Annotated in this window: 18 protein-coding genes; 10 read left to right on the forward strand and 8 right to left on the reverse strand. The window is 59.6% G+C overall.

Going from position 1 to position 24,533, the window contains the following annotated elements:
• The coding region (locus CKW25_RS19205) for an oligopeptide/dipeptide ABC transporter ATP-binding protein (RefSeq protein ID WP_371855190.1) at positions 1 to 416 on the forward strand (416 nt) is incomplete at its 5' end.
• Positions 416 to 1,399: a peptide ABC transporter ATP-binding protein gene (locus CKW25_RS19210; RefSeq protein ID WP_095081589.1), complete on the forward strand. Its 984-nt coding sequence runs from the start codon at positions 416 to 418 to the stop codon at positions 1,397 to 1,399. The genes CKW25_RS19205 and CKW25_RS19210, both read left to right, overlap by 1 nt.
• Before the next feature lie 287 nt (positions 1,400 to 1,686).
• On the opposite strand, the gene CKW25_RS19215 is transcribed toward CKW25_RS19210, so the two are convergent.
• A complete protein-coding gene (locus CKW25_RS19215) occupies positions 1,687 to 1,935 on the reverse strand; it encodes a hypothetical protein (RefSeq protein ID WP_095081590.1) in 249 nt (82 codons plus the stop codon).
• Between the two features lie 911 nt (positions 1,936 to 2,846).
• Positions 2,847 to 4,430, reverse strand: coding sequence for a peptide chain release factor 3 (locus CKW25_RS19220; RefSeq protein WP_095081591.1), 1,584 nt, complete (start codon positions 4,428 to 4,430; stop codon positions 2,847 to 2,849).
• 331 nt (positions 4,431 to 4,761) lie between these two features.
• Here CKW25_RS19220 and CKW25_RS19225 point away from each other — a divergent pair, with 331 nt between their 5' ends.
• The 6 genes from CKW25_RS19225 to CKW25_RS19250 all read left to right on the forward strand — a co-directional run bounded on the left by CKW25_RS19225 (position 4,762) and on the right by CKW25_RS19250 (position 10,515).
• A complete protein-coding gene (locus CKW25_RS19225) occupies positions 4,762 to 5,478 on the forward strand; it encodes an ABC transporter permease (protein WP_095081593.1) in 717 nt (238 codons plus the stop codon).
• Positions 5,479 to 5,498: 20 nt separating this feature from the next.
• Positions 5,499 to 6,401, forward strand: a complete 903-nt coding sequence (locus tag CKW25_RS19230; RefSeq protein WP_095081594.1) for a glycine betaine ABC transporter substrate-binding protein — start codon at positions 5,499 to 5,501, stop codon at positions 6,399 to 6,401.
• Between the two features lie 15 nt (positions 6,402 to 6,416).
• Positions 6,417 to 7,070, forward strand: coding sequence for an ABC transporter permease (locus tag CKW25_RS19235; RefSeq protein WP_095081595.1), 654 nt, complete (start codon positions 6,417 to 6,419; stop codon positions 7,068 to 7,070).
• Positions 7,067 to 8,224 carry a betaine/proline/choline family ABC transporter ATP-binding protein gene (locus CKW25_RS19240; protein WP_095081597.1) on the forward strand — a complete coding sequence of 386 codons (1,158 nt, stop codon included), beginning with the start codon at positions 7,067 to 7,069 and terminating at the stop codon, positions 8,222 to 8,224. Before CKW25_RS19235 ends, CKW25_RS19240 begins: the two co-directional genes overlap by 4 nt.
• A gap of 225 nt (positions 8,225 to 8,449) precedes the next feature.
• The gene (locus CKW25_RS19245) at positions 8,450 to 8,827 is read left to right on the forward strand and encodes a hypothetical protein (RefSeq protein ID WP_095081598.1); all 378 of its coding nucleotides are present in this window, start codon (positions 8,450 to 8,452) and stop codon (positions 8,825 to 8,827) included.
• Between the two features lie 524 nt (positions 8,828 to 9,351).
• A complete protein-coding gene (locus CKW25_RS19250; RefSeq protein WP_095081599.1) occupies positions 9,352 to 10,515 on the forward strand; it encodes a type III PLP-dependent enzyme in 1,164 nt (387 codons plus the stop codon).
• 344 nt (positions 10,516 to 10,859) lie between these two features.
• On the opposite strand, the gene CKW25_RS19255 is transcribed toward CKW25_RS19250, so the two are convergent.
• Positions 10,860 to 11,564, reverse strand: a complete 705-nt coding sequence (locus tag CKW25_RS19255; protein ID WP_095081790.1) for a tetratricopeptide repeat protein — start codon at positions 11,562 to 11,564, stop codon at positions 10,860 to 10,862.
• A gap of 57 nt (positions 11,565 to 11,621) precedes the next feature.
• The gene (locus tag CKW25_RS19260) at positions 11,622 to 12,302 is read right to left on the reverse strand and encodes a Fe2+-dependent dioxygenase (protein WP_095081601.1); all 681 of its coding nucleotides are present in this window, start codon (positions 12,300 to 12,302) and stop codon (positions 11,622 to 11,624) included.
• A gap of 207 nt (positions 12,303 to 12,509) precedes the next feature.
• Here CKW25_RS19260 and CKW25_RS19265 point away from each other — a divergent pair, with 207 nt between their 5' ends.
• Together CKW25_RS19265 and CKW25_RS19270 are read left to right on the forward strand one after the other, a co-directional pair.
• Positions 12,510 to 14,843 carry a TonB-dependent siderophore receptor gene (locus CKW25_RS19265; protein ID WP_095081602.1) on the forward strand — a complete coding sequence of 778 codons (2,334 nt, stop codon included), beginning with the start codon at positions 12,510 to 12,512 and terminating at the stop codon, positions 14,841 to 14,843.
• A 200-nt stretch (positions 14,844 to 15,043) separates the two neighbouring features.
• Positions 15,044 to 17,575, forward strand: coding sequence for a sulfite reductase flavoprotein subunit alpha (locus CKW25_RS19270; RefSeq protein ID WP_095081603.1), 2,532 nt, complete (start codon positions 15,044 to 15,046; stop codon positions 17,573 to 17,575).
• Between the two features lie 48 nt (positions 17,576 to 17,623).
• Here the strand turns inward: CKW25_RS19270 and CKW25_RS19275 are convergent, their stop codons facing one another.
• From CKW25_RS19275 to CKW25_RS19290, 4 genes are all read right to left on the reverse strand, one after another.
• Complete coding sequence (locus tag CKW25_RS19275) at positions 17,624 to 18,523, reverse strand: hypothetical protein (protein ID WP_095081605.1); 900 nt, start codon at positions 18,521 to 18,523, stop codon at positions 17,624 to 17,626.
• 91 nt (positions 18,524 to 18,614) lie between these two features.
• Positions 18,615 to 20,864, reverse strand: coding sequence for an alpha-xenorhabdolysin family binary toxin subunit A (locus CKW25_RS19280; protein WP_095081606.1), 2,250 nt, complete (start codon positions 20,862 to 20,864; stop codon positions 18,615 to 18,617).
• 200 nt (positions 20,865 to 21,064) lie between these two features.
• Positions 21,065 to 22,606 carry an alkaline phosphatase gene (locus tag CKW25_RS19285; RefSeq protein ID WP_095081607.1) on the reverse strand — a complete coding sequence of 514 codons (1,542 nt, stop codon included), beginning with the start codon at positions 22,604 to 22,606 and terminating at the stop codon, positions 21,065 to 21,067.
• Between the two features lie 189 nt (positions 22,607 to 22,795).
• Positions 22,796 to 24,532 carry a PTS fructose-like transporter subunit IIB gene (locus tag CKW25_RS19290; protein WP_095081610.1) on the reverse strand — a complete coding sequence of 579 codons (1,737 nt, stop codon included), beginning with the start codon at positions 24,530 to 24,532 and terminating at the stop codon, positions 22,796 to 22,798.
• Position 24,533: the final 1 nt, after the last annotated feature.

A 24,533-nucleotide genomic window follows, 5' to 3' on the forward strand; every position in this document is an offset into this window, starting at 1 on the left:
TGACCATCCAGGCGCAGATCATGGACCTGCTGCTGGCCCTGCAAAAAGAGCAGAACATGGGCCTGGTGCTGATCACCCACGACCTCGCGGTCGTGGCCGAAACCGCCCAGCGCGTGTGCGTGATGTATGCCGGCCAGGCAGTGGAAGTCGGTCAGGTGCCACAACTGTTCGACATCCCGGCACACCCGTACACTGAAGCGCTGCTCAAGGCAATTCCCGAACACAGCCTGGGCGCTTCCCGACTGGCCACCCTGCCGGGCATCGTTCCGGGCCGCTATGACCGTCCGCAAGGCTGCCTGCTGTCGCCACGCTGCCCTTACGTGCAGGATAACTGCCGACAACAACGTCCAACCCTGGACCCGAAAAGCAACAGCCTCGCCCGCTGCTTCTATCCTTTGAATCAGGAGGTGGCGTAATGGCCGTCGTTCTCACCGCCCGTGACCTGACCCGTCACTACGAAGTGTCCCGCGGCCTGTTCAAAGGCCATGCGACGGTTCGCGCACTGAACGGCGTGTCGTTCGAGCTGGAAGCCGGCAAGACCCTAGCCGTCGTGGGCGAATCCGGTTGCGGTAAATCCACCCTGGCTCGTGCCTTGACGCTGATCGAAGAGCCGTCCTCCGGCTCCTTGCAAATCGCCGGGCAGGAAGTCGCCGGCGCCAACAAGGCCCAGCGCAAGCAACTGCGCAAAGACGTGCAGATGGTGTTCCAGAGCCCTTACGCGTCGCTCAACCCACGCCAGAAGATCGGCGACCAACTGGCCGAGCCGTTGTTGATCAACACCAACCTCTCGGCCAGCGAACGTCGCGAAAAAGTCCAGGCGATGATGAAGCAGGTCGGCTTGCGCCCCGAGCACTACCAGCGTTATCCGCACATGTTCTCCGGCGGTCAGCGCCAGCGGATCGCCCTGGCCCGCGCCATGATGCTGCAACCCAAGGTGCTGGTGGCGGACGAACCGACCTCGGCGCTGGACGTGTCGATCCAGGCCCAGGTGCTGAACCTGTTCATGGACCTGCAGCAAGAGTTCAACACCGCCTACGTGTTCATCTCCCACAACCTGGCCGTGGTGCGCCACGTCGCCGATCACGTGATGGTGATGTACCTCGGCCGGCCGGTGGAAATGGGCCCGAAGGAAGACATCTACACCCGTCCGCTGCACCCTTACACCCAGGCCCTGCTGTCGGCGACACCCACCATCCACCCGGATCCGAACAAGCCGAAAATCAAGATCGTCGGCGAGCTACCCAACCCGCTGAACCCGCCGTCCGGCTGCGCGTTCCACAAGCGTTGCCCGTACGCCACCGAACGTTGCAGCAAGGAGGAGCCGTTCTTGCGCCCGCTCGACAACCGTCAGGTGGCCTGCCATTACGCCGAGCAATTCATCGTAATAAGCCGGGCATAAAAAAGCGCCCTATCGGGGTAATGCCAGTCAGTTAAGAGAAATAAAGCCGAACACGAAACCCGTGGCGAGGGAGCTTGCTCCCGCTGGGGCGCAAAGCGGCCCTGTCTTTGGGCTGCTACGCAGCCCAGCGGGAGCAAGCTCCCTCGCCACGGGTACTATGTTCGCCTGGTCTTCGGCTTAACTGATCGGCATTACCCTATCGGGGCGCTTTCTGAACCGCGTTAACCAAACCCCTCCTCCAGGACTGCGCATCAGCCCGCCGGGAGGGGTTTTCTTTTGCCTGCGACCTACGTCTGGCTGTCACCTTCATCGGTGTCCGGCTCTTCAGTGGTCGAATCGTCATCACCCTTGCTGCCACCCTGATCCTGGTCACCCGGCTCGGATTCAGATTTGGCGAGCATCAACTCGCCCTGCGCCCCTTGCCCGCTCGACGCCTGCTCACCATGATCCAGGCACTCGGCCCACGCCATCGAGGTCCCCAGGGACCAGATCACCAGCACCTTCAATAGCAACACCATGCGTAGAAACTTGCTCATAGTCGATTCCATCCTTTTTTGTGTGAAGCAGGAGTGCCAGTCTGGCGCTGACTGAAATCTAGTTCCGATTGAGTCGGTTCTCCAGATAGGACGCTAATGAATGGGCGGAAATGCCTTTGATCAACAGACTGGTTTTGCATAATGGTTATGGCGAATGGTTATTTCAGAATTGATAAGGTCTCCCGTGGCGAGCGAGCTTGCTCGCACTGGGCTGTGCAACAGCCCAAACTGGTCACCCTGATTTACCTGAATGCCTGCAATAGTCTTGGTGGGGGCGCTTCGCACCCCAGCGCGAGCAAGCTCGCTCGCCACAGGGCAGGTGTTCGGCCTGTGAGTAAAGTGGCTGGCTTAACCTATCCAGCGTGTAGTTGAGGCACACCAGTCGCACCTAATAGACCCGTGGAGAGCGAGCTTGCTCGCGCTGGGCTGTGCAACAGCCCCAAACCAGTCACCCCGGTTTACCTGAACGCCTGCAATAGTCTTGCGGGGGGCGCTTCGCACCCCAGCGCGAGCAAGCTCGCTCGCCACAGGGCAGGTGTTCGGCCTGTAAGTGAAGTGGCTGGCTTAACCTATCCAGCGTGTAGTTGAGGCACACCAGTCGCACCTAATAGACCCGTGGCGAGCGAGCTTGCTCGCGCTGGGCTGTGCAACAGCCCCAAACCGGTCACCCTGGTTTACCTGAAGCCTGCAATAGTCTTGTAGGGGGCGCTTCGCACCCCGGCGCGAGCAAGCTCGCTCGCCACAGGGCAGGTGTTCGGCCTCCCCGGACCTGACCAATGGGTAAAGTGGTTGAGATCCTCCGTCCGAAAACGAGAAAAGCCCTGCAAGCGTAAACCTGCAGGGCTTCCCGGTCAGACTGAGCCTCTCATTAACCCCGCGCAACGGGGGTCCTGAGTGTTACCCGTCAGCGCTTAATGATGCTCACGCGTCGCGCGGAACTTCACGTCCGGCCAGCGCTCTTCCATCAGCGCCAGGTTGACCCGGGTCGGGGCCAGGTAGGTCAGGTGACCGCCGCCATCCAGGGCGAGGTTTTCCACCGCCTTGATGCTGAACTCTTCGAGCTTCTTCTTATCGCTGCAATCGATCCAGCGCGCGGACCACACGGTGATCGGCTCGTAGGCGCACTCGACCTTGTATTCCTCTTTCAGGCGGCTGGCGACCACATCGAACTGCAGCACACCGACGGCGCCGAGGATGATGTCGTTGCTGCGTTCCGGGAAGAACACCTGGGTGGCGCCCTCTTCGGCCAGCTGCTGCAAGCCCTGGCGCAGTTGCTTGGATTTCAGCGGATCCTTCAGGCGTACGCGACGGAACAGTTCCGGGGCGAAGTGCGGGATACCGGTAAAGCCCAGGACTTCGCCTTCGGTAAAGGTATCGCCGATCTGGATGGTGCCGTGGTTGTGCAGGCCGATGATGTCGCCGGCAAACGCTTCTTCCAGTTGCTCACGCTCGGAGGAGAAGAAGGTCAGCGCATCGCCGATCCGCACGTCCTTGCCGGTACGTACGTGGCGCATCTTCATGCCTTTTTCGTACTTGCCGGAGCAGATACGCATGAAGGCGATACGGTCGCGGTGTTTGGGGTCCATGTTCGCCTGAATCTTGAACACGAAGCCGGCAAACTTCTCCTCAATCGGCTCCACGGTGCGCTCGTTGGCTACTCGCGCCAGCGGTTTCGGCGCCCAGTTGACCACAGCGTCGAGCACATGATCGACACCGAAGTTGCCCAATGCGGTACCGAAGAACACCGGCGTCAGTTGGCCATCCATGAATTCCTGTTGATTGAATTCGTGGCAGGCACCCTGCACCAGTTCCAGCTGATCCACAAAGCGGTCGTACTCGTCACCCAAGTGCTCGCGGGCTTCATCGGAGTCGAGTTTCTCGATGATCTTCACCTCGGTCCGCTCGTGGCCGTGGCCGGCGGTGTAGACGATGATGTAGTCGTCGGCGAGGTGGTAGACACCCTTGAAGTCACGGTAGCAACCGATCGGCCAGGTGATCGGCGCGGCCTTGATCTTCAGGACTGCTTCGATTTCGTCGAGCAGTTCGATCGGGTCGCGAATGTCACGGTCGAGTTTGTTGATGAAGCTGACAATCGGCGTATCGCGCAGACGGCAGACGTCCATCAGGGCGATGGTCCGTGGCTCTACACCCTTGCCGCCGTCGAGGACCATCAGTGCCGAGTCGACCGCCGTCAGGGTGCGGTAGGTGTCTTCGGAGAAGTCTTCGTGGCCCGGGGTGTCGAGCAGGTTGATCATGTGATCGCGATACGGGAACTGCATGACCGACGTGGTAATGGAGATACCCCGCTGCTTTTCCATTTCCATCCAGTCGGAGGTGGCATGGCGGTCGGATTTGCGAGATTTCACCGTGCCGGCAATCGCAATCGCCTTGCCCATCAGCAAGAGCTTCTCGGTGATGGTGGTTTTACCCGCATCGGGGTGGGAAATAATGGCGAAAGTGCGGCGTTTCGCGACTTCGGCGGCCTGTTTGGTCATGGGAAATCGCCTGGCAGGTGATTCAAAAAAGGGCGCAGATTATAGCCCAAGTTGATCGAAGAACCGAACCGTTGAGCACATTAGGGGTGGCCAAATGCTGCTTGAGATGGGAACCTTTGAGGTCGTGGAGGCGTCCACTCCCCTGTAACGACCCATCGTCAGGGGCTGAAATACCTGCAAGTCAGCCTGACGAGGCTGTGCTCATGGCTCGATTTCACGCCGCATTTGCCGGCATCGATAGAGCTGCTTTTCGCGAACGCCCTTCCCGGCAGCCAGGTATGGCATGCCACACGGGAAAGCGTGCGCCGACTAAAAAAATAGGAGTCCGCCTGTGGCTATCCGCTATGGCAAAGGGCTGACAGGAGGTGCGGTTGTCATCGCGCTCCTGGCCCTGCTGATTCACTGGATCGGCATCAACACGATCGAACTGTACCGCGACGATTTGTTGTTTTACCTGCAAGCTCACCTGATTCTCGTCCTCGCTTCCATGCTGGCCGCCCTTGTCGTGGGCATCCCCGCCGGTATCCTGCTCAGCCGCCCGACCCTGGTCGGACGTGCCGAACGCTTCATGCAACTCTTCAACATCGGCAACACCGTCCCGCCTCTTGCCGTACTGGCCATCGCCCTGGGAGTCCTCGGCATCGGCAGCGGCCCTGCAATCTTCGCCCTGTTCCTCGCCTCCCTGCTGCCCATCGTGCGCAACACCTACGAAGGCCTGAAAAACGTCCAGGGTTCACTCAAGGAAGCCGCCGTCGGTATCGGCATGACCCCACGCCAGGTGCTGTGGCGGGTCGAGCTACCCAATGCCATACCGATCATCATCGGTGGCGTGCGCGTGGCACTGGCGATCAATGTCGGCACCGCTCCGCTGGCGTTCCTGATCGGCGCCAACAGCCTGGGCAGCCTGATTTTCCCGGGCATTGCCTTGAACAATCAGCCGCAACTGATCCTCGGCGCAGCCTGCACCGCCCTGCTGGCCTTGTTGCTCGACGGCCTGGTGACCCTGGCCAGCCGCCTCTGGCTGGAACGCGGCCTCCGCCCGTCTTAAGCCCCGGCAAAGGAAGACTCATGAAAACCATTCGCTTTTTACTAGGCTGCGTCCTGCTGTGCGCAGGAATTGCCCACGCCGCGGAAAAACCGCTGATTCGCATTGGCGCACGCGTATTCACCGAACAAACCCTGCTGGCCGAAATCACCGCTCAATACCTGCGCACCCAGGGCTATGACGCTCAGGTTACCGGCGGCCTGGGCAGCAACCTGGCCCGCAGCGCCCAGGAGACCGGGCAACTGGACCTGGTCTGGGAATACACCGGCGTGTCGCTGGTGTCCTACAACCATGTCACGGAAAAACTCGACAGCCAGCAGTCACTGGCACGGGTCACTGAGCTGGACGCGAAGAAGGGCCTGACCTGGCTTTCACCGTCGAAATTCAGCAACACCTACGCCCTGGCATTGCCGGAAAACATCGCCGCCCGCTACCCGCAGATCAATACGATCAGTGAGCTCGACACCGCGTTGCGCAATGTGGCCAACGACCATCCGCTGGTGGCGCTCGACACCGAGTTTGCCAACCGTTCCGACGGCCTGGCCGGCATGGTCAAGCGCTACGACATGGACCTGACCCGGCGCAACATCCGCCAGATGGATGCCGGACTGGTCTACACCGCGCTGCGCAATGGCCAGGTGTTTGCCGGGTTGGTCTACACCACGGACGGCCGCCTCAGCGCCTTCAAACTCAAGTTGCTGGCAGACGACAAACACTACTTCCCCGACTACACCGCCGCCCCCGTGGTACGCCAGGCCTACCTCGACACCCACCCGCAACTGGCCGCGCAACTCAAACCGCTGGCCGATCTGTTCGACGACGAAACCATGCGCCAGCTCAACGCCCGGGTCGACGTCAACCATGAAAGCCCGTCTGCCGTGGCCGCTGAGTTCCTGCGCCAGCACCCACTGCTTTCTATTAATTGAACCGGAGGAAAAGCCATGGAGTTTTTCAACGCCTTTTCCCATCTGGACTGGCCGTTGGTCCTGCACTTGACCTGGCAACACATCACCCTGGTCGGCATTGCCGTCACCCTGGCGATCCTGGTCGGCGTGCCGCTGGGCATTCTGATGACACGCTTCCCGTCACTCGCCGGCCCCCTGCAAGCCAGCGCCACGGTGCTGCTGACCATTCCGTCGATTGCCCTGTTCGGCTTGCTGCTGCCGGTGTACTCGACATTCGGCCAGGGCCTGGGACCGATGCCGGCGATTACCGCGGTGTTCCTGTACTCCCTGCTGCCGATCATGCGTAACACCTATCTGGCACTGACCAGTGTGGAACCCGGCATTCGCGAAGCCGCACGCGGCATCGGCATGACCTTCGGCCAGCGCTTGCGCATGGTCGAGTTGCCGATTGCGGTGCCGGTGATCCTCGCCGGCGTGCGCACCGCCGTGGTCATGAATATTGGTGTGATGACCATCGCCGCCACCATCGGTGCCGGTGGCCTGGGTGTGCTCATTCTCGCTTCCATCAGCCGCAGCGACATGTCGATGCTGATCGTCGGCGCGGTGCTGGTCAGCTTGCTGGCCATCTTCGCCGACCTGCTTCTGCAAGGGCTGCAACGCTCGCTGACTCCAAAAGGATTGCTCAAATGATCGAACTTCAAAACCTGTCCAAGACCTTCCAAAGCAACGGCAAGACCATCACTGCCGTCAACGACGTGAGCCTGACTGTCAATGAAGGCGAGATTTGCGTATTCCTCGGCCCGTCGGGCTGCGGCAAGAGCACCACGCTGAAGATGATCAACCGCCTGATCAAACCGAGCTCTGGCAAGATCCTGATCAACGGCGAAGACACCACCGACCTCGACGAAGTCACCCTGCGTCGCAACATCGGTTATGTGATCCAGCAGATCGGTCTGTTCCCCAATATGACCATCGAGGAAAACATCGTGGTGGTGCCGCGCCTGCTGGGCTGGGACAAGCAGAAATGCCACGACCGCGCCCGCGAGTTGATGAGCATGATCAAGCTCGAACCCAAGCAGTACCTGCATCGCTACCCGCGTGAGTTGTCCGGGGGCCAGCAACAGCGGATCGGCGTGATCCGCGCCTTGGCCGCCGATGCCCCATTGCTGCTGATGGACGAGCCGTTCGGTGCGGTCGATCCGATCAACCGCGAGATGATCCAGAACGAGTTCTTCGAGATGCAGCGGGCGCTGAACAAGACCGTGATCATGGTCAGCCACGACATCGACGAGGCCATCAAGCTCGGCGACAAGATCGCCATCTTCCGCGCCGGCAAGCTGTTGCAGATCGACCATCCGGACACCCTGCTGGCCCACCCTGCCGATGAATTCGTCAGCAACTTCGTCGGCCAGGACAGCACCCTCAAGCGCCTGCTCCTGGTGAAAGCCGAAGACGCGGCGGACAACGCGCCATCCGTCAGCCCGGACACCCCGGTGGCCGAGGCACTGGAGTTGATGGACGAGCACGACCGGCGTTATGTCGTCGTGACGTGCACCGACAACAAGGCCCTGGGTTACGTGCGCCGCCGCGACCTGCACCGCCAGAGTGGCAACTGCGGGCAATACCTGCGCGAATTCAACGCCACCGCGGCGTACGACGAGCACCTGCGCATCCTGCTGTCGCGCATGTACGAGTTCAACCGCTCGTGGCTGCCGGTGATGGATGCCGAGCGGGTGTTTCTGGGCGAGGTGACCCAGGAATCGATTGCCGAGTACTTGAGCTCCGGTAAATCCCGTGGCGGCAAGACCAGCATCGTTTCACCGGCTGAAGTGGCGCTCACTTAATCGATCAACTTCCATAGTCCATTCCGCTTGGTCCATCTCCATCTTGAAAGGAAACACGGGGATAGGGTCAAGCGCGGGCGCTATGTAAATTTGCAATCGTTAACAAATGAACATTAAACACTGTCAAAAGTGATAGGTCCGCTATTGCCTGGAAAACGCTCTACTTGATCGGGAGCAAAGCTACACGCTCTCACAAATAAACTTACCAGGTTATCGAGGTCACCCATGAAAAAGAGCAATTCGACATCGCCTGCCACACCGACACCAGAGGCCAATTCCCTCGCGCCGAAGGCCATGGCTGGTCCACCCACACAAATCATCATAGGGGGTTTAGCAGACCCGCAACTTGTCAAGAAAGGGGGAAACTTCAAACTGGTGATCGCGGCAAGACTCGTCGATAAAGACGGCAGGGAAATTACAGGCGTTACCTCCGTGTGGACGACAACTACAGCTCGCGCCACTATCAATCGAGGTCCTGGAGATATGAACGGGACCTTCACTTTAAACAATGTGCAACTCAACACCATTATTCAATTTACCGTTACCACGCAGCAGTACCCAACCATTCGCAAGAGCGTAAGCCTTAGGCTAAACGTCTATTGATCGGCGACCGTTCCCGTATTCCGTCGGTCGAAGAGTGTCGCCTCGATCGACCTTGCTCCTGTTAGGGAGCGCAGCAGCCGTAAATCAGCGAATACGCTCCTTGCGAAGAACTGCATGACCTGATTTCGGGGCTGCTGCGCACCCCAGCGGGAGCAAGCTCCCTCGCCACAAAGGCAACGCAAATCCCTTCAAAAATCTCCATCCGGGGAACATCACACTGTCATGCGGGTCGGTTACATCAGTAGCTATCCGGGACCGCACGACGGAAGCGTGCAAAAACGCGACATTTTTTGTTGATCTCAAGCCCCTCACGCCCTAAAGTTCGCGCCGAACGTCCATGCTGGAAACGATCCATCCGGCTCAAGTACTGACGACGAGACAGCAAGGCCAAGGGCAGCACCGCCGCCCGTGGCCTTTTTGCTTTCGGCGACATGCCTTGGGAAGTAGGCGAACCAAAGTGGGGATACGGAGGACGTTCATTTGCACCCATTGTTAATTTCAGTTTGCCAGTAGGAGCTCCCAGCATGTCGATCAACGTCGAAGACTATTTCGCGCGCGATACCTTCCAGAAAATGAAGGCCTTCGCTGATAAACAAGAAACCCCGTTCGTGGTGATCGACACCGCGATGATCAGCCAGGCCTATGACGACCTGCGCGCCGGTTTCGAATTCGCCAAGGTCTACTACGCGGTCAAGGCCAACCCGGCCGTCGAGATCATCGACCTGCTCAAGGAGAAAGGCTCGAGCTTCGACATCGCCTCGATCTATGAGCTGGACAAAGTACTCGACCGTGGCGTCAGCGCCGACCGGATCAGCTACGGCAACACCATCAAGAAATCCAAGGACATTCGCTACTTCTACGAGAAGGGCGTGCGCCTGTACTCCACCGACTCCGAAGCCGACCTGCGCAACATCGCCAAGGCCGCACCTGGCTCGAAAGTCTATGTGCGCATCCTCACCGAAGGTTCGACCACCGCTGACTGGCCTCTGTCGCGCAAGTTCGGCTGCCAGACCGACATGGCCATGGACCTGCTGATCCTCGCTCGCGACCTGGGCCTGGTGCCCTACGGCGTGTCGTTCCACGTGGGCTCGCAGCAGCGTGACATCAGCGTCTGGGACGCTGCGATCGCCAAGGTCAAGGTGATCTTCGAACGCCTGAAAGAAGAAGACGGCATCCACCTGAAGCTGATCAACATGGGCGGTGGCTTCCCGGCCAACTACATCACCCGCACCAACAGCCTGGAAACCTACGCCGAGGAAATCATCCGCTTCCTCAAGGAAGACTTCGGTGACGACCTGCCGGAAATCATCCTGGAGCCAGGCCGCTCGCTGATCGCCAACGCCGGTATCCTGGTCAGCGAAGTGGTGCTGGTCGCGCGTAAATCCCGTACCGCGGTAGAGCGTTGGGTGTACACGGATGTGGGCAAGTTCTCCGGCCTGATCGAAACCATGGACGAAGCCATCAAGTTCCCGATCTGGACCGAGAAGAAAGGCGAGATGGAAGAAGTGGTCATCGCCGGTCCTACCTGCGACAGCGCCGACATCATGTACGAGAACTACAAGTACGGCCTGCCGCTGAACCTGGCCATCGGCGACCGCCTGTACTGGCTGTCCACCGGCGCCTACACCACGAGCTACAGCGCGGTTGAATTCAATGGCTTCCCGCCGCTGAAGTCGTTCTACGTTTAAGAGCTGCGGTTAGCTGCAAGCAAAGACTGAAAAGCCCATGACGTGTCATGGGCTTTTTTGTGCCCGGAATTCGATCATTCGGGAACACCTGCCTTGATCACATGGCCGCTCTCGTCAGACACGGGAGTGCGAACACCTACTCCGTGGCGAGCGAGCTTGCTCGCGCTGGGCTGCGCAGCAGCCCCAAACCAGTCACCCCGGTTTACCTGAAAGCCTGCAATAGTCTTGTCGGGGGCGCCTCGCTCCCCAACGCGAGCAAGCCACCGGGCAGCGTTCACGCCTGTTTGAACGACATACGTCAGTACGCGCACTTTCCGGGAGCAACTGGCTTGATGGCAAGCCCGTTAAAGGATCAACGCCAGCTCGTCGGCCCGGCGCCGATAATCGATGGCCAGCGCCTGGATTTGCGGATCACGCGCACTCGCCAACGCCTGGCTCGCGACGCTCAGGAATTTCAGGTTGCCGCCCGCCAATGCCTTGCGCAGCCAGCCGAGCGCCGCCTCGACCTGCCCCTGAGCGGCCAGCACCGCTGCATAACTGAACTGTCCACGAAAGTCCCCGCCCTCGGCCGAGCGCCGATACCAATCGAGCGCCAGCGCAGCGTCCGCCGGGCAATACCGACCCTCTTCCAGATAGCGCCCCAGCAGGTTCATCGACTTGGCGTGGCCCAGTTCAGCCGCACGGCGGTAACAAGCCAGCGCCTGTACCTGGTCCTCGGCCACCCCTCGTCCCGTGGCGAGCAGGTTGGCGTAATTGTACAAGCCCCAGTCCAGCCCGGCCTCGGCCGCCCGGCGGTAGTGCCGTGCGGCGGTGGAGGCATTGGCGGTGGTACCCCAGCCGTGTTCATGGCAGCGACCGAGCATGTTGCGCGCCATCAGGTGACCGCCACGGGCGGCAATCTCGAACCAGCGCACGGCCAGCGCTTGATCCCTGGCGATGCCTTGCCCATCGAGCAGAATCTGCCCCAGCAACGCCTGGCCGTCGAGCATGCCGGCCTTGGCCGCCATCAGTATCGCCTGGGCGGCGCGGGCCGGGCTTTGTGCAAGCATGGCGCTGAGCTGCTCACCGTCCAGGACTTCCTCGCGGCGCAAACGAAAGTCCGTCACTTACACCTCGACCCAGCGACGCAGCAGGTTGTGATAGGTGCCGGTAAGGCGAATCAGCGACGGGTGATCGGGCAGGTCCTGGGTCAGTTGCTGGATCGCTTCGTCCATCTCGAACAACAAGGCACGCTGGCTGTCTTCGCGCACCAGGCTCTGGGTCCAGAAAAACGACGCATAACGCGCACCACGGGTGACGGCATTGACCTTGTGCAGGCTGGTCCCCGGGTAGAGCACCAGATCGCCGGCCGGCAACTTCACCCGTTGGGTACCGAAGGTGTCCTGGATTTCCAGTTCGCCGCCGTCGTACTCGTCGGGGTCGCTGAAAAACAGCGTGGACGACAGATCGGTGCGCACCCGCTCGATACTGCCCTTGGGCTGGCGCACGGCGTTGTCGATATGAAACTCGAAGCTGCCACCTTCGGTGTAGCAATTGACCAGCGGCGGGAAGACCTTGTGCGGTAACGCCGCCGACATGAAGCGCGGGCTCTTCCACAGCCGCTCCAGCATGGCGGCGCCAATTTCCTTGGCCAGTGGATGGCCTTCAGGCAATTGCAGGTTGTGCTTGGCCTTGGCCGATTGATAGCCGGCAGTGATCTTGCCGTCCGCCCAATCCGCCTGTTCCAGAGCCTCGCGAATGCGCTGCACCTCTTCACGGGAGAACAAGCCGGGAATATGCAGCAGCATGGGGCGGTACCTGAAAGCGAAGGGATCGTAATGGTATTGATTCTTATTGATCATGTAAAACCGCCATGACGAACGAGACTGTAAAAACCGTAAGGACAAATTGTAAAGAATGTAAATTCAATGCAAATAGAAATGTATCTCAATTGATACAAATACGTATTTACCCTATATTCCGCGACCTCAAATCCTTGGGGAGGGGAATTCACCATGTCACGCCAACCACTACAATCACCCGTCAGCTCACCGCGCTTACTCGCTTCTGCCATTGGCATGGCGATCACCGCCAGCTCCGCGAGCCAGATGGTTTTCGCGGCCGAGAAGACTGACGAGAAAGCACCGAGCAATGCGATTGCTCTGGATGCCACCAGCGTGACCGGTGAAGCCCAGGAGTCGACGTCCTACCAGGTAGAAAAAGCCTCTTCGCCCAAGTACACCGCGCCGTTGATCGATACCCCGCGTTCGGTGACCGTGATCCCGCAACAAGTCCTCAAGGACACGGGCGCGCTGAACATGCAGGATGCCCTGCGCACCGTGCCAGGCATCACCTTCGGTGCCGGTGAAGGCGGTAACCCGCAGGGCGACCGTCCCTTCATCCGTGGTTTCGACGCCCAGGGCGATACCTACCTGGACGGTGTGCGCGATACCGGCTCGCAAAGCCGTGAAATCTTTGCCGTTGAGTCCATCGAAGTCAGCAAGGGCCCGAACTCTGCCATCGGCGGTCGTGGCGCGGCGGGCGGCAGCATCAACCTGGTAAGCAAGAAAGCCCACCTGGGCGACTCGTTCGACGGCGGCTTCACCTGGGGTTCCGACCAGACCCAACGCTACACCATGGACGGCAACTTCCAGTTCAACGATACCGCTGCCGGTCGTCTGAACCTGATGAGCCACGAAAGCAACGTCGCCGGCCGTGACAGCGTCGACTACGACCGCTGGGGCGTCGCACCCTCCCTGGCGTTCGGCCTGGGCACCGACACTCGCGTCAACCTTGACTACTACCATCTGGAAAGCAACGACACGCCGGATTCGGGTATCCCGTACACCGTACCGGCGTCAGGCAAAACCGCTGACCGCACCAAGAGCAACCCGGACAAGCCCTACGCCGGCGGCGACAGCAGCAACTTCTACGGCCTGACCGATCGCGACTTCCGCAAGACCCGTACCGATACCGCGACCTTCGCCATCGAGCACGACCTGAGCGACGCGCTGACCGTCAAGAACACCCTGCGCCACGGCAGCAGCATGCAGGACTACATCCTGACCCAGCCGGACGACAGCAAGGGCAACGTGAACAACGGCACCGTCTGGCGCCGCGCCAACACCCGGGTCAGCAACACCGACACCACCACCAACCAGACCGACCTGTTTGGCGACATCTACATCGCGGGCTTCAAGAACAGCTTCTCCACCGGCATCGAGTTCAGCCGCGAAGAAAGCGAGAAGTCCTCGTACAACGTCAACACCGACACCGTGCCGGGGGGCAGTGCCAACAGCAATTGCACCCCATCGATGATCGGCGCGCCAAGCGGCTACAACTGCACCTCGCTGTCCAATCCGACGCCGAGCGACCCCTGGAACGGTGCGATTTCGCGCAACTACGCCGGGACAGACACAAAAGGCAATACCCGCGCCATCTACGCGTTCGACACCCTGGAACTGTCGCAGCAATGGCTGCTGAACATGGGCCTGCGTTACGACCACTTCAACACCAAGTACCGCTCCTACGACGCTTCTGGCGCGACGCTCGTGACCAAAGGCAACGCTGCCAAAGGCGAGGACACCAGCGAGTTCATCACCGGTCAATTCGGCGTCATCTACAAGCCGGCTGAAAACGGCAGCATCTACGCCTCGTATGCCACTTCCGCCACCCCACCGGGCAACTTCGTCGGCGAAGGCATGGAAGGCAACTCGCTGCCGGGTACCACCGACCGTGCCGGCAACCTGCTCAACAGCGACATGGAGCCGGAAACCACCAAGAACTACGAAATCGGTACCAAGTGGGACCTGCTGAACGATCGCCTGTCGTTGACCGCCGATATCTTCCGCACCGAGAAAGACAACGCCCGCGTCCAGGTCGATTCCACTACCTATGAAAACGCCGGTACCACCCGCGTCCAAGGTCTCGAGCTGTCGGCCACCGGCAAGCTCACCGACAAATGGCAAGTCTTCGCCGGCTACGCCTACATGGACAGCGAGCAAGTCGATGGCGGCCCGATGAGCGTGACCGATGGCAACGAACTGCCAAACACGCCGAAAAACAGTGCCAGCGTCTGGTCGACCTACCAGGTCACACCGAAGCTGACGGTCGGTGGCGGTGCGTTCTACGTCGATGACGTGTTCGGCAGCGTGGCCAACACCACCATGGTTGGTTCCTACGTTCGCTACGATGCCATGGCCGCCTACAAGCTGACCAAAAACATCGACCTGCAACTGAACGTGCAGAACCTGACCGACGAAACCTACTACGACAAAGCCTTCTCGACCCACTTCGCCAACCAGGCGGCGGGCCGTACGGCATTGCTGAGCACCAACTTCCACTTCTAATGGAAGCGGTTAGTGGCCGGTTCTGTGAGTCAATTTCGGCGCCAGCATCCGAATTTGAGCTAACGAACTAGCCGTACAGGCCACAAGGCCCCGTTCATCCTAGTGAGCGGGGCTTTTGTGCGTAAGAAAGAAAGCTTCTCGACAACTCACGGCATAATGCGCGCCGTGAAACACATCTTTAAACGAGCAAGGCGGTCGACGTGTTGAAGAAAACCCTGTTCCAGCTGCATTGGTTCTTCGGCATCAGCGCAGGCCTGGTGCTGGCCTTGATGGGCATCACCGGTGCCGCGGTGTCGTTTCAGGACGAGATCCTGCGGGCCCTCAACCCACAGGTCCTGCAGGTGGAAAAACGCCCGGCCGGTGTGCTGCCGCCCGCGGACCTGGTGGCCAGTGTCGAAGCCATCGAAGGCAAGAAAGTCGCGATGCTCTGGGTCGAAACCGACAGCGGCAACGCCGCGCGCGTGTACTTCACCCCGCCCCCCGGCGAACGCCGCGGACAGATGCGCTACTTCGACCCCTACACCGGCGAGTACAGGGGCGACGCCGTCGGCCAGGGCTTCTTCGACCTGATGCTGAAACTGCACCGTTTTCTGGCCATGGGCGACACCGGCCGACAAATCACCGGGGCCTGCACCCTGATCCTGATCTTCTTCTGCCTGTCCGGGTTGTACCTGCGCTGGCCGCGCCAGTGGCAAAGCTGGCGGGCCTGGCTGACCCTGGACTGGAAGAAAAAAGGTCGAGGCTTCAACTGGGACCTGCACTCGGTCGCCGGCACCTGGTGCTTGCTGGCGTACCTGCTGGCCGCCCTGACCGGCTTGTCCTGGTCCTATGAGTGGTACAACAAGGGTCTGAACAGACTGCTGGCCGACGCACCGCAGAGCGAGCGCGCAGGCAAGGGGCGTGGCGCTAAACCGCCGGCAGGTCCGGCACCGGTGGCTGATTACAATGCCATCTGGAGCAGCATCTACAGCACCGCAGGCCCGGGCTTGAGCACCTATAACGTGCGCATGCCGCCAGTGGCCGGCCAACAGGCGACAGTGTTCTACCTGCTGAAGGATTCCCCCCATGACCGGGCACTGAACCAGATCCGCCTCGACCCGGCCACCGGCGTCATCCAGCGGCATGATCGCTACAGCGACAAGAGCTTCAAGGCGCAACTGCTGACCAGCATCTACGCGCTGCACGTCGGCAGTTACTTCGGCATCGTCGGACGGATCGTCCTGATGGTCGGCGCCGCGCTGATGCCGCTGTTTTTCATCACCGGCTGGCTGCTGTACCTGGACCGTCGGCGCAAGAAACGCCAGGTCAAACAGGCGCGCAAAGACCTGGCGCCCACCACCGGCAATGCGCCGGCATGGCTGATCGGGTTTGCCAGCCAGAGTGGTTTTGCCGAACAACTGGCCTGGCAAACCGCCAGCCAATTGCAGGCCGCCGGGCTACCGGTCAAGGTGCAGCCCCTGGCCAGCGTGAGCGCGCAGGACTTGCGGGACTCGGGTAATGCGTTGTTCGTCGTCAGCACCTTTGGCGATGGCGAGGCCCCGGACAGTGCCCGTGGTTTCGAGCGTAAAGTGCTGGGCCGGGCAGCAACACTTGCCAGTCTCAATTACGCGATCCTTGGCCTGGGTGACCGGCAGTATCAGCACTTCTGTGGCTTCGCCAGACGCTTGCACGCGTGGCTGGCAGCGCATGGCGGCACCACGCTGTTTGCCCCGGTGGAAGTCGACAGCGGCGACCCCTACGCCCTGAGCCATTGGCAGCAACAACTCGCTCAATTGACCGGGCAAGCGCCGGTCGAGACCTGGAAAGCGCCCGGCTACACCCACTGGACCTTGAGCACCCGTGATCTGCTGAATCCCGACAGCACGGGTTCCGAAGTCTACTTGCTGGGCCTGACCCCGCCCGACACCAGCAGTTGGCTGGCCGGCGACCTGGTGGAAGTGCTGCCACGCAATTGCCCGTGGGCGGTTGAGCACTTCCTGGACGGGCTGGGTATCCCGGGCGATACCCTGGTGCAATTCGATGGTTTGTCAAAACCCCTGGAGCAGGCGTTGGCCAGCCGCCAGTTGCCGGGCAGTCGCGCTCACCTGGTGGGCCTGCACGCTCAGGCACTGGTGGAGGCCTTGGTGCCGCTGGCCATGCGCGAGTATTCGATTGCCTCGATTGCCGCCGACGGGGTACTGGAACTGATCGTGCGCCAGGAGCGTCATGCCGATGGCAGCCTGGGCATCGGCTCTGGCTGGCTGACCGAGCACGCCGCCGTGGGTTCGTCGATCAGCCTGCGAGTCCGGCGCAACAGTGGCTTTCATCTGCCCGCCTCCCCGGTGCCGATGATTCTGCTGGGTAACGGCACGGGCCTGGCCGGTCTGCGCAGCTTGCTCAAGGCGCGGATTGCCGAAGGCCAGACCCGTAACTGGCTGCTGTTCGGCGAGCGCAATCGCGCCCATGACTACCTGTGCCGCGATGAGTTGGAAGGCTGGTTGATCGAGGGTGACCTGGAACGCCTGGACCTGGCGTTCTCACGGGATCAGGCCGAGAAAGTCTACGTGCAGGATCGCCTGCGCCAACAGGCCGTCGAGTTGCAGAAATGGTTGGCCGAGGGCGCTTCGATCTACATCTGCGGCAGCCTGCAAGGGATGGCCAGCGGGGTGGATCAGGTGCTCAACGACGTGCTGGGTACAGAAGCGGTAGAACGCTTGATCGAGCAAGGGCGCTACCGCCGCGACGTTTACTGACACTCGCCGGGCGTCGTCAAAGGGGGGCGTCCGGTGAATCCCGACTGTTCATTTTTCATCCAAGCCATAGTTAACCCGGATCTTCATGAAGTCTGACCACTCTCCCAAGCGCTCGGACCTCGATCGAAGGGCAACCAGCACCTCGACCACCAACTCGCAAGCTAACAACAGTGCAGAGAATCTCGACATGGGCGTGATCGTAGAGAACCTCTTTATCACCTCCCGAAGAAAATACTGAACCCGGTACAAGAGGTCGCCAAGATTGAATAAGGCGGAAGAGGTCGAGGTGTAAACACCCGCCAATCGGTCCAGTTCAGCGCCTATCTTCAGGTCGAGCGCCGAGCCGCCCAGTGAAACAGTCACAGTCCCTCGTCCATGGAAATTGAACCAGTAGTGATCCGCGCCTCCCAACACGACAGGGCGGAATCGAAAAGCGTCACTCTCTCTGGCCTTCAGAACATTGACAAACAGCGTGTGAATATCCTGACCAAGCAGACTCACCACACTGGAGAATGCTTCCACAACGGACAGCGCCTTAGTGCACATCAGAACCAACTGATCTATGACACCGTTCACCTCGTATTTCCGGCAAATGGCAATATCAGGTTCTGCAAACTCGAAAGAATCGCAACTCATTGCAATCAAGGGAAAGCGCCGGTCAGCCGGAGCAAGGAGCCAGGCTCGACGACAGGCAGCATGAAACACCTCCACCCTGTCGACACAGTCGAGAATGCCCTCACTCAAGACACCCGCCGTATGCTGAACGTAAATACACCGATCAAGATTCGTTTTCGCCACGCCGCTGAGATCTTTGGCGCACTGTTCCAACACCAAGGTGACCTCTGGCCCGGGATTGACCAATATCTCCCTATCCCCCACTAGCGACAAGAACTTATGATAGTTTCGGATAGCGACAAAATCCTCACGCCCAAACAAAAGCACATCCATGGCTTGAATCCGAAAAATTGAAGTTCCGTAAAAAGTCACGCTTCATGATGCATGCTGCGCGACTTATATCCGTGTGCTGACATGACTATAGTTACAGATAGGTTATCGGATCAAGAAACCTTACAAAGGTCCCAGCTTCTTGTATGAAACCCGCGACCTGCTCCTGTAGCCCATTGGACTTATGCCCTGTCACAGCCGTCAGAAACTGGTTAACCGCGCCTGTGGCCACCGCATACTCTACGGCATACAGTTTTCGCTGATCATCCATAGCATGAAAGGCTTTAATCAGTTCCACTTTGTCGTTGAGGGTACGCCCTTTTCTTTTTTCAACGATTATTTCATTATGAACTTCTTCGACAAGCGTCCGCAGCGCATGACTTTCCTTGATCATCAGCACAAACGAAATGCCCTTGGCTGCCCCTTCCAGATCTCGCTTCATTTTCTCGATCGCGGCCATCACCAATTGAACTTGCGTGGGCGTCGCCCCCAACTCTTCCACCTTATCAACGGTAAGTTCAACAGACTTGAACGCTTCTGAAAGCCCAATTTTGTTAAGCTCATCCACCGCTTCTGAAATGACTTTCAATTTCTTCCCAGGCTCAACCAAGCTGTCTTCCAAGCGGGTTAGCGCTGCAGCATGATCGGTCAAATCGGTATTGAGTGTCTCCATGAACCCAGTTGTTACACTCTGATCGAAAGGCTCGCTAATAGCGATCAAGCGATGACCCAGCCTGATCGACATGCTGAGTGCTGTTTCGTGTGCTTGCGCCAATAGTTCGACCTGTTCGCCGTGAATATCCTCAATCTCATCGGATCCATCAGCCAACTCCTGATTGAGCGCGGCCAACTGAGCGACTCGCGATTTAAGATCAAGTTTTGTAGTCAGCGCCAACTCTGCCAAATCACGAAAGCTGCCGTTAGCCTCGCCCAGCATTCGTTCAAATGTACTATTGACCGCGGGCAAATAGTTGCTTTTGAGGAAATACATTTTGGCTTTGACAGCCTCATCGCCCAGCAAAGTACTGCAACTACGCAGTGTATCGGTCTTCAGTTCCGGATACTTCTCAGCTTGCAACAGCGTTCTCATACGGTTCACTCCTTGAATACCATATTCGGCTTTAAACTCTTCGTCGGCCTCCTTGAACAGCTCCACCAACGCATCAGCGTTCTGATGAATCTCTGTCCACGGCGCTGCCACCAGCCTGAACTGAGTCATAAACTGCCTCAATTTGACTGCGTCCTCCATTTTCGTGATCGCTGTAGCGGACTGATTCGTATAGTCATGGAGCACATTCCAGACATGAATCAGATTCTTTGTAGCGACATCCGCCTCGACCGCAACGATTGTCAGGTTTTGCATATCTGACCTTACCCGCTGAAGTGAACCCAGTGTTTTATTCTTGCTGGCGAGTCGCTTGATCGCTTCATTTTGCACGTCACTCAGGCTATTGCGCTCGGCACGAACTATTTCAGCTTCGACACCGTAATAAATGGCAACGCCCAGCCCCACAAGCGAAAATGATGAGACTGCCGTCAACGACTGATTGACCAGCGCCTTGTACTGAGCATTCAATTCATCAATGCGGGCCGTGCGCCGTTCAATCTCTTCATTAAGCGCGCCGATATCAGCAGCGTATGTATTGTGCGACACAAAAGCTGTCAGCAACTTGATCTCGGGGGTTATCCTTTCACGAAGCTCTATACCGAAATTATCCAAACTCTTTTTTATACCGATGACATCTTCCAAGTACTCCCTGACCTGGGTAGAGATCAAGTCCAGTGCATCCCCCAAGTCAGATACAGTCTCGGCATCCAACACCAATCCCGGGAATCCATGCCCTTCCTTCAGCTCCCACTCTCGCAGTTGCTCATAGGTAGCAATATTATGTGTTTCCAGCCTGTTCGCTGCACGGACATCACTGTAGATTTCCTCCACAGTCCTGCTGTAAACGGCCATATTCAAACCAAACAGTCTCAAGTGAGTACCGGTGAGCATGATACGCGCACGCAACGGCTGCCACTGTCTGGCATGGCTGTATACTTTTTTGAATGTCGCCAGAAAATCTTCTGGTCGAAACCCGTCCCCACCGCTATCCAGCGCTCCGAAGTTCAGATAATGGTTGACGTCCATCATATGTTGCGGAAGTGCCAACCCGGCAGCTTCATATTTGCGCAGATCAATGATCTGTTTTTTTGTCAGCAGCAACCCGGCCGGACGAACAACATCGTTCGACGATCCGTTCGACAGTGAAACCATTGTTTTTGGAACCACCGCAGCAAGCCCGGCAACCTCCTCGGCAGTTTTATCTTTTAATGATGCCTCCCACAACTGCGCTTCCATAACAACTCCTTTTGATATTTAAAGCCTTCCATCGGCCAGATCATGTCAAACAGGCGCACTATAGAGTCCCGCCTGTAAAACATATCAATCAAAAGACTAAACGGCAGCCGCAACTTTGAGCAAGACTGAAAAAATCTCTTTTGTATGGATTTATTCCCGCAAGCACGCCCCAGTAACAAAACGCTTTAGTCCTGCCCCACTTACACTGGTTGCAACTTCTGCTCAAACACCCCCACCCCATCCAGATCGCGCAGCACCACGCTCATCTCCCCCGTCAGCCCATCGATGTTCACCTCGCCAAAGAACTGAAAACCGGCAAAGGGTGAAGTGTTCTGCGCAGGTGGCGCTTTCTCGAACACCACTTGCGGGCCGAAGGTTTTATCCAGCGGGTTGGGTCCGAAGCTGCCAGCGTTCAAAGGCCCGGCGACGAACTCCCAGAACGGTTCGAAGTCCTGAAAGGCAGCGCGATCCGGGTGGTAATGGTGCGCAGCGCAGTAATGCACATCGGCCGTCAGCCAGACAACGTTGCGCACGGTCTGCGCCCTCAAGAACCCCAGCAGTTCCGCGATTTCCAGCTCACGGCCCTGAGCCGGGCCGGGGTCACCGTTGGCCACCGCTTCCCAGCGCGGTACACCGGGGCTCACTTCGCCGTCCGGTATGCCAAGGCCAATCGGCATATCGGCGGCGATGACTTTCCACTGTGCGCCGGACTGCTTCAGCTCACGCTTGAGCCAGTCCAGTTGCTCACGCCCCAGGAAAGGTTTCTCTGCGCCCAGGTTGTCATCGTTGGGCCCGCGATAGCTGCGCATGTCCAGCACGAACACGTCCAGCAGCGGTCCGTAACCCAACTTGCGGTAGATGCGCCCGCCGTTGTCGGCCGCTTGCAAGCGCATCGGCGCATATTCGAGCCAAGCTTGTCGCGCCCGACCGACCAGGCTGTGGATATCTTTATCTCTGTAGCGCTCGTCCAGCAACTTGCCCGGCGACCAGTTGTTGACCACTTCGTGGTCGTCCCACTGCCAGATCTGCGGCACTTCAGCGTTGAAGCGACGAATGTTTTCGTCCATCAGGTTGTAGCGATAATTGCCGCGATACTCATCGAGGGTTTCAGCGACTTTGCTCTTCGCCTCGCTGGTGATGTTGCGCCACACCCGGCCGCTTTCGGTGGTCAGTTGCGCCGGCACCGGGCCGTCGGCGTAGATGGTATCGCCGCTGTGGATGAAGAAGTCCGGCAGGCGCAAACGCATGGCCTCGTAGATACGCATGCCGCCGATGTCCGGGTTGATGCCGAAGCCCTGGCCGACAGTGTCACCGCTCCAGACAAAGCGGATATCCCGACGACTCTGCGGCACGCTGCGCAGGTGACCGAACCAGGGCTCGCTGGCCACACCGGTCCGGGCGTCTTCGAAGGACACGCGGTAGAAAATCGCCTGGTCGGCGGGCAGTCCGGTCAACTCGACGCGCGCCGTGAAATCGGTGCGGGCGTCGGCCAGGGGCGAGACGAACCGGCGAGGGTTGTTGAACAGACTGCGGGTGTCCCACTCGACGACCATTCGCGCCGGACGATCGCTGCGGCTCCAGATCATTGCCCGGTCGCCCAACAAGTCACCGGACTGTACGCCGTCGGTCAGTTGCGGACGCTCCTTGACCGACGCGATGACCGCCGGAGCCAGGCCAGGCAACAACAGCCCGGCGCCAACGGCTTGCATGACTCGACGACGTCCCGGGTCGAATTCGCTCATGGTGTTCTCCCTGAAAAGGGAAACTTAAGCATGCCCGAATGAAACCGTTGTGACAGGCACACATCTCTGTGGCGAGAGCGCTTGCTCCCGTTGGACTACGCAGTAGTCCCCTTGGGGGCCGCTTCGCAACCCAGCGGGAGCAAGCTCCCTCGCCACGGGTCCATGGCAGCCGCCGAAAGCGCCGACAGATCAGGCCTTGGCGGGCTCCAGCGCCAGCTCGGTCACTTCCGGGCGCTTGACCACGGCATAGACCACCGCGGTCAGCAGACTGCCGGCGACAATCGCCAGCAGATACAACAGCGCGTGATTGATCGCGTTGGGGATCAACATCACGAACAACCCACCGTGGGGCGCCATCAGCTTGCAGCCGAAGTACATCGACAGCGCTCCGGTCAGCGCGCCGCCGGCAATGCTTGCCGGAATCACCCGCAACGGGTCCTTGGCGGCAAACGGAATCGCCCCTTCGGAAATAAAGCACAGCCCCAGCACCAGCGCTGCCTTACCGGCCTCGCGCTCGGTCTGGGCGAACTTGCGTCGGGCGATGAAGGTGGCAATGCCCAGGCCGATCGGCGGCACCATGCCGGCGGCCATGGTCGCGGCCATCGGTGCATAACTTTGCGAGGCCAGCAGCCCCACCGAGAACGCATACGCCGCCTTGTTGATCGGCCCGCCGAGGTCGACACACATCATCGCGCCCAGCAACACACCCAGCAGAATCGCATTGGTGGTGCCCATGCTGTCGAGGAAGTGCGTGAGCCCGGCCAGCACCCCGGCCACCGGTTTGCCGACCACGTAAATCATGATCAGGCCGGTAAACAGGCTGGCCAGCAAGGGGATGATCAGAATCGGCTTCAACGCTTCCAGGCTTTGCGGCAAACGTGCATAACGATTGATCGCCTGGGCCGCGTAACCGGCGATGAAGCCGGCAATGATCCCACCGATAAAACCGGCCCCCAGGGTACTGGCCAGCAGACCGCCGATCATCCCCGGCGCCAGGCCCGGACGGTCGGCAATCGAGTAGGCGATGTAACCGGCCAGCAACGGCACCATCAACTTGAATGCGGTGTCGCCGCCGATCTGCATCAGTGCCGCGGCAAGCGTGCCCTCTTCCTTGAACGCAGTGATGCCGAACACAAACGACAGGGCAATCATCAAACCACCGGCCACCACCATGGGCAGCATGAACGACACCCCCGTCAGCAGGTGTTTGTAGACACCGGTCTTCTCTTGAGCGGCCGGCCCCCTGGAACCGCTTGAGGCCGCTTCCTGCTTGCCTTCCGCCAGGGCCTTGTTCAGCGTCGCTTCGGCGTGCTTGAGGGCAATGCCGGTACCGCAGCGGTAGATTTTCTTGCCGGCGAAACGCTCGGTGGCGACTTCAATGTCCGCCGCCAGCAGCACCACATCGGCATCGCTGATGGCTTGCGCGCTCAACGGATTGCGCGCGCCGACCGAGCCCTGGGTCTCTACCTGCAGGTCATAGCCCAAGCGTTTGGCCGCTTGCTGCAGGGCCTCGGCGGCCATGAAGGTATGGGCCACGCCTGTCGGGCAAGCCGTGACCGCCACCAGGCGCGGGGCCGCCTGGCGGGGCGCCAGCGACTCAGCCGCCGGCGGGGCGACGTAGACCTGGGCCTCTGAAGCGCCACGGCGCAGCACCGCGTCGACGTCCTGCAAGGCCTGGGACGGTGTGCTCTGAAACACGCGCTTACCGACAAACCGCGACATGTCCAGCGGACCGGTGCTAACCAGCAACACCCACTCGGCCTCCTCAAGGATCGCGGCGGACAACTGGCGCTCCGGGTGTGCCGGGTCATGCACTTCGACACTGGTGCTCCAGCCCTGGCGCTGCGCCGCCGCCTCCAGTAACCGGGCGCACAGCACACTGGTGACCATGCCATTGGGGCAGGCCGTAACGATGGCTAACTTCATG

Origin of the sequence: Pseudomonas sp. Irchel s3h17 (genome assembly GCF_900187505.1) — a bacterium.
Lineage (GTDB): Bacteria > Pseudomonadota > Gammaproteobacteria > Pseudomonadales > Pseudomonadaceae > Aquipseudomonas.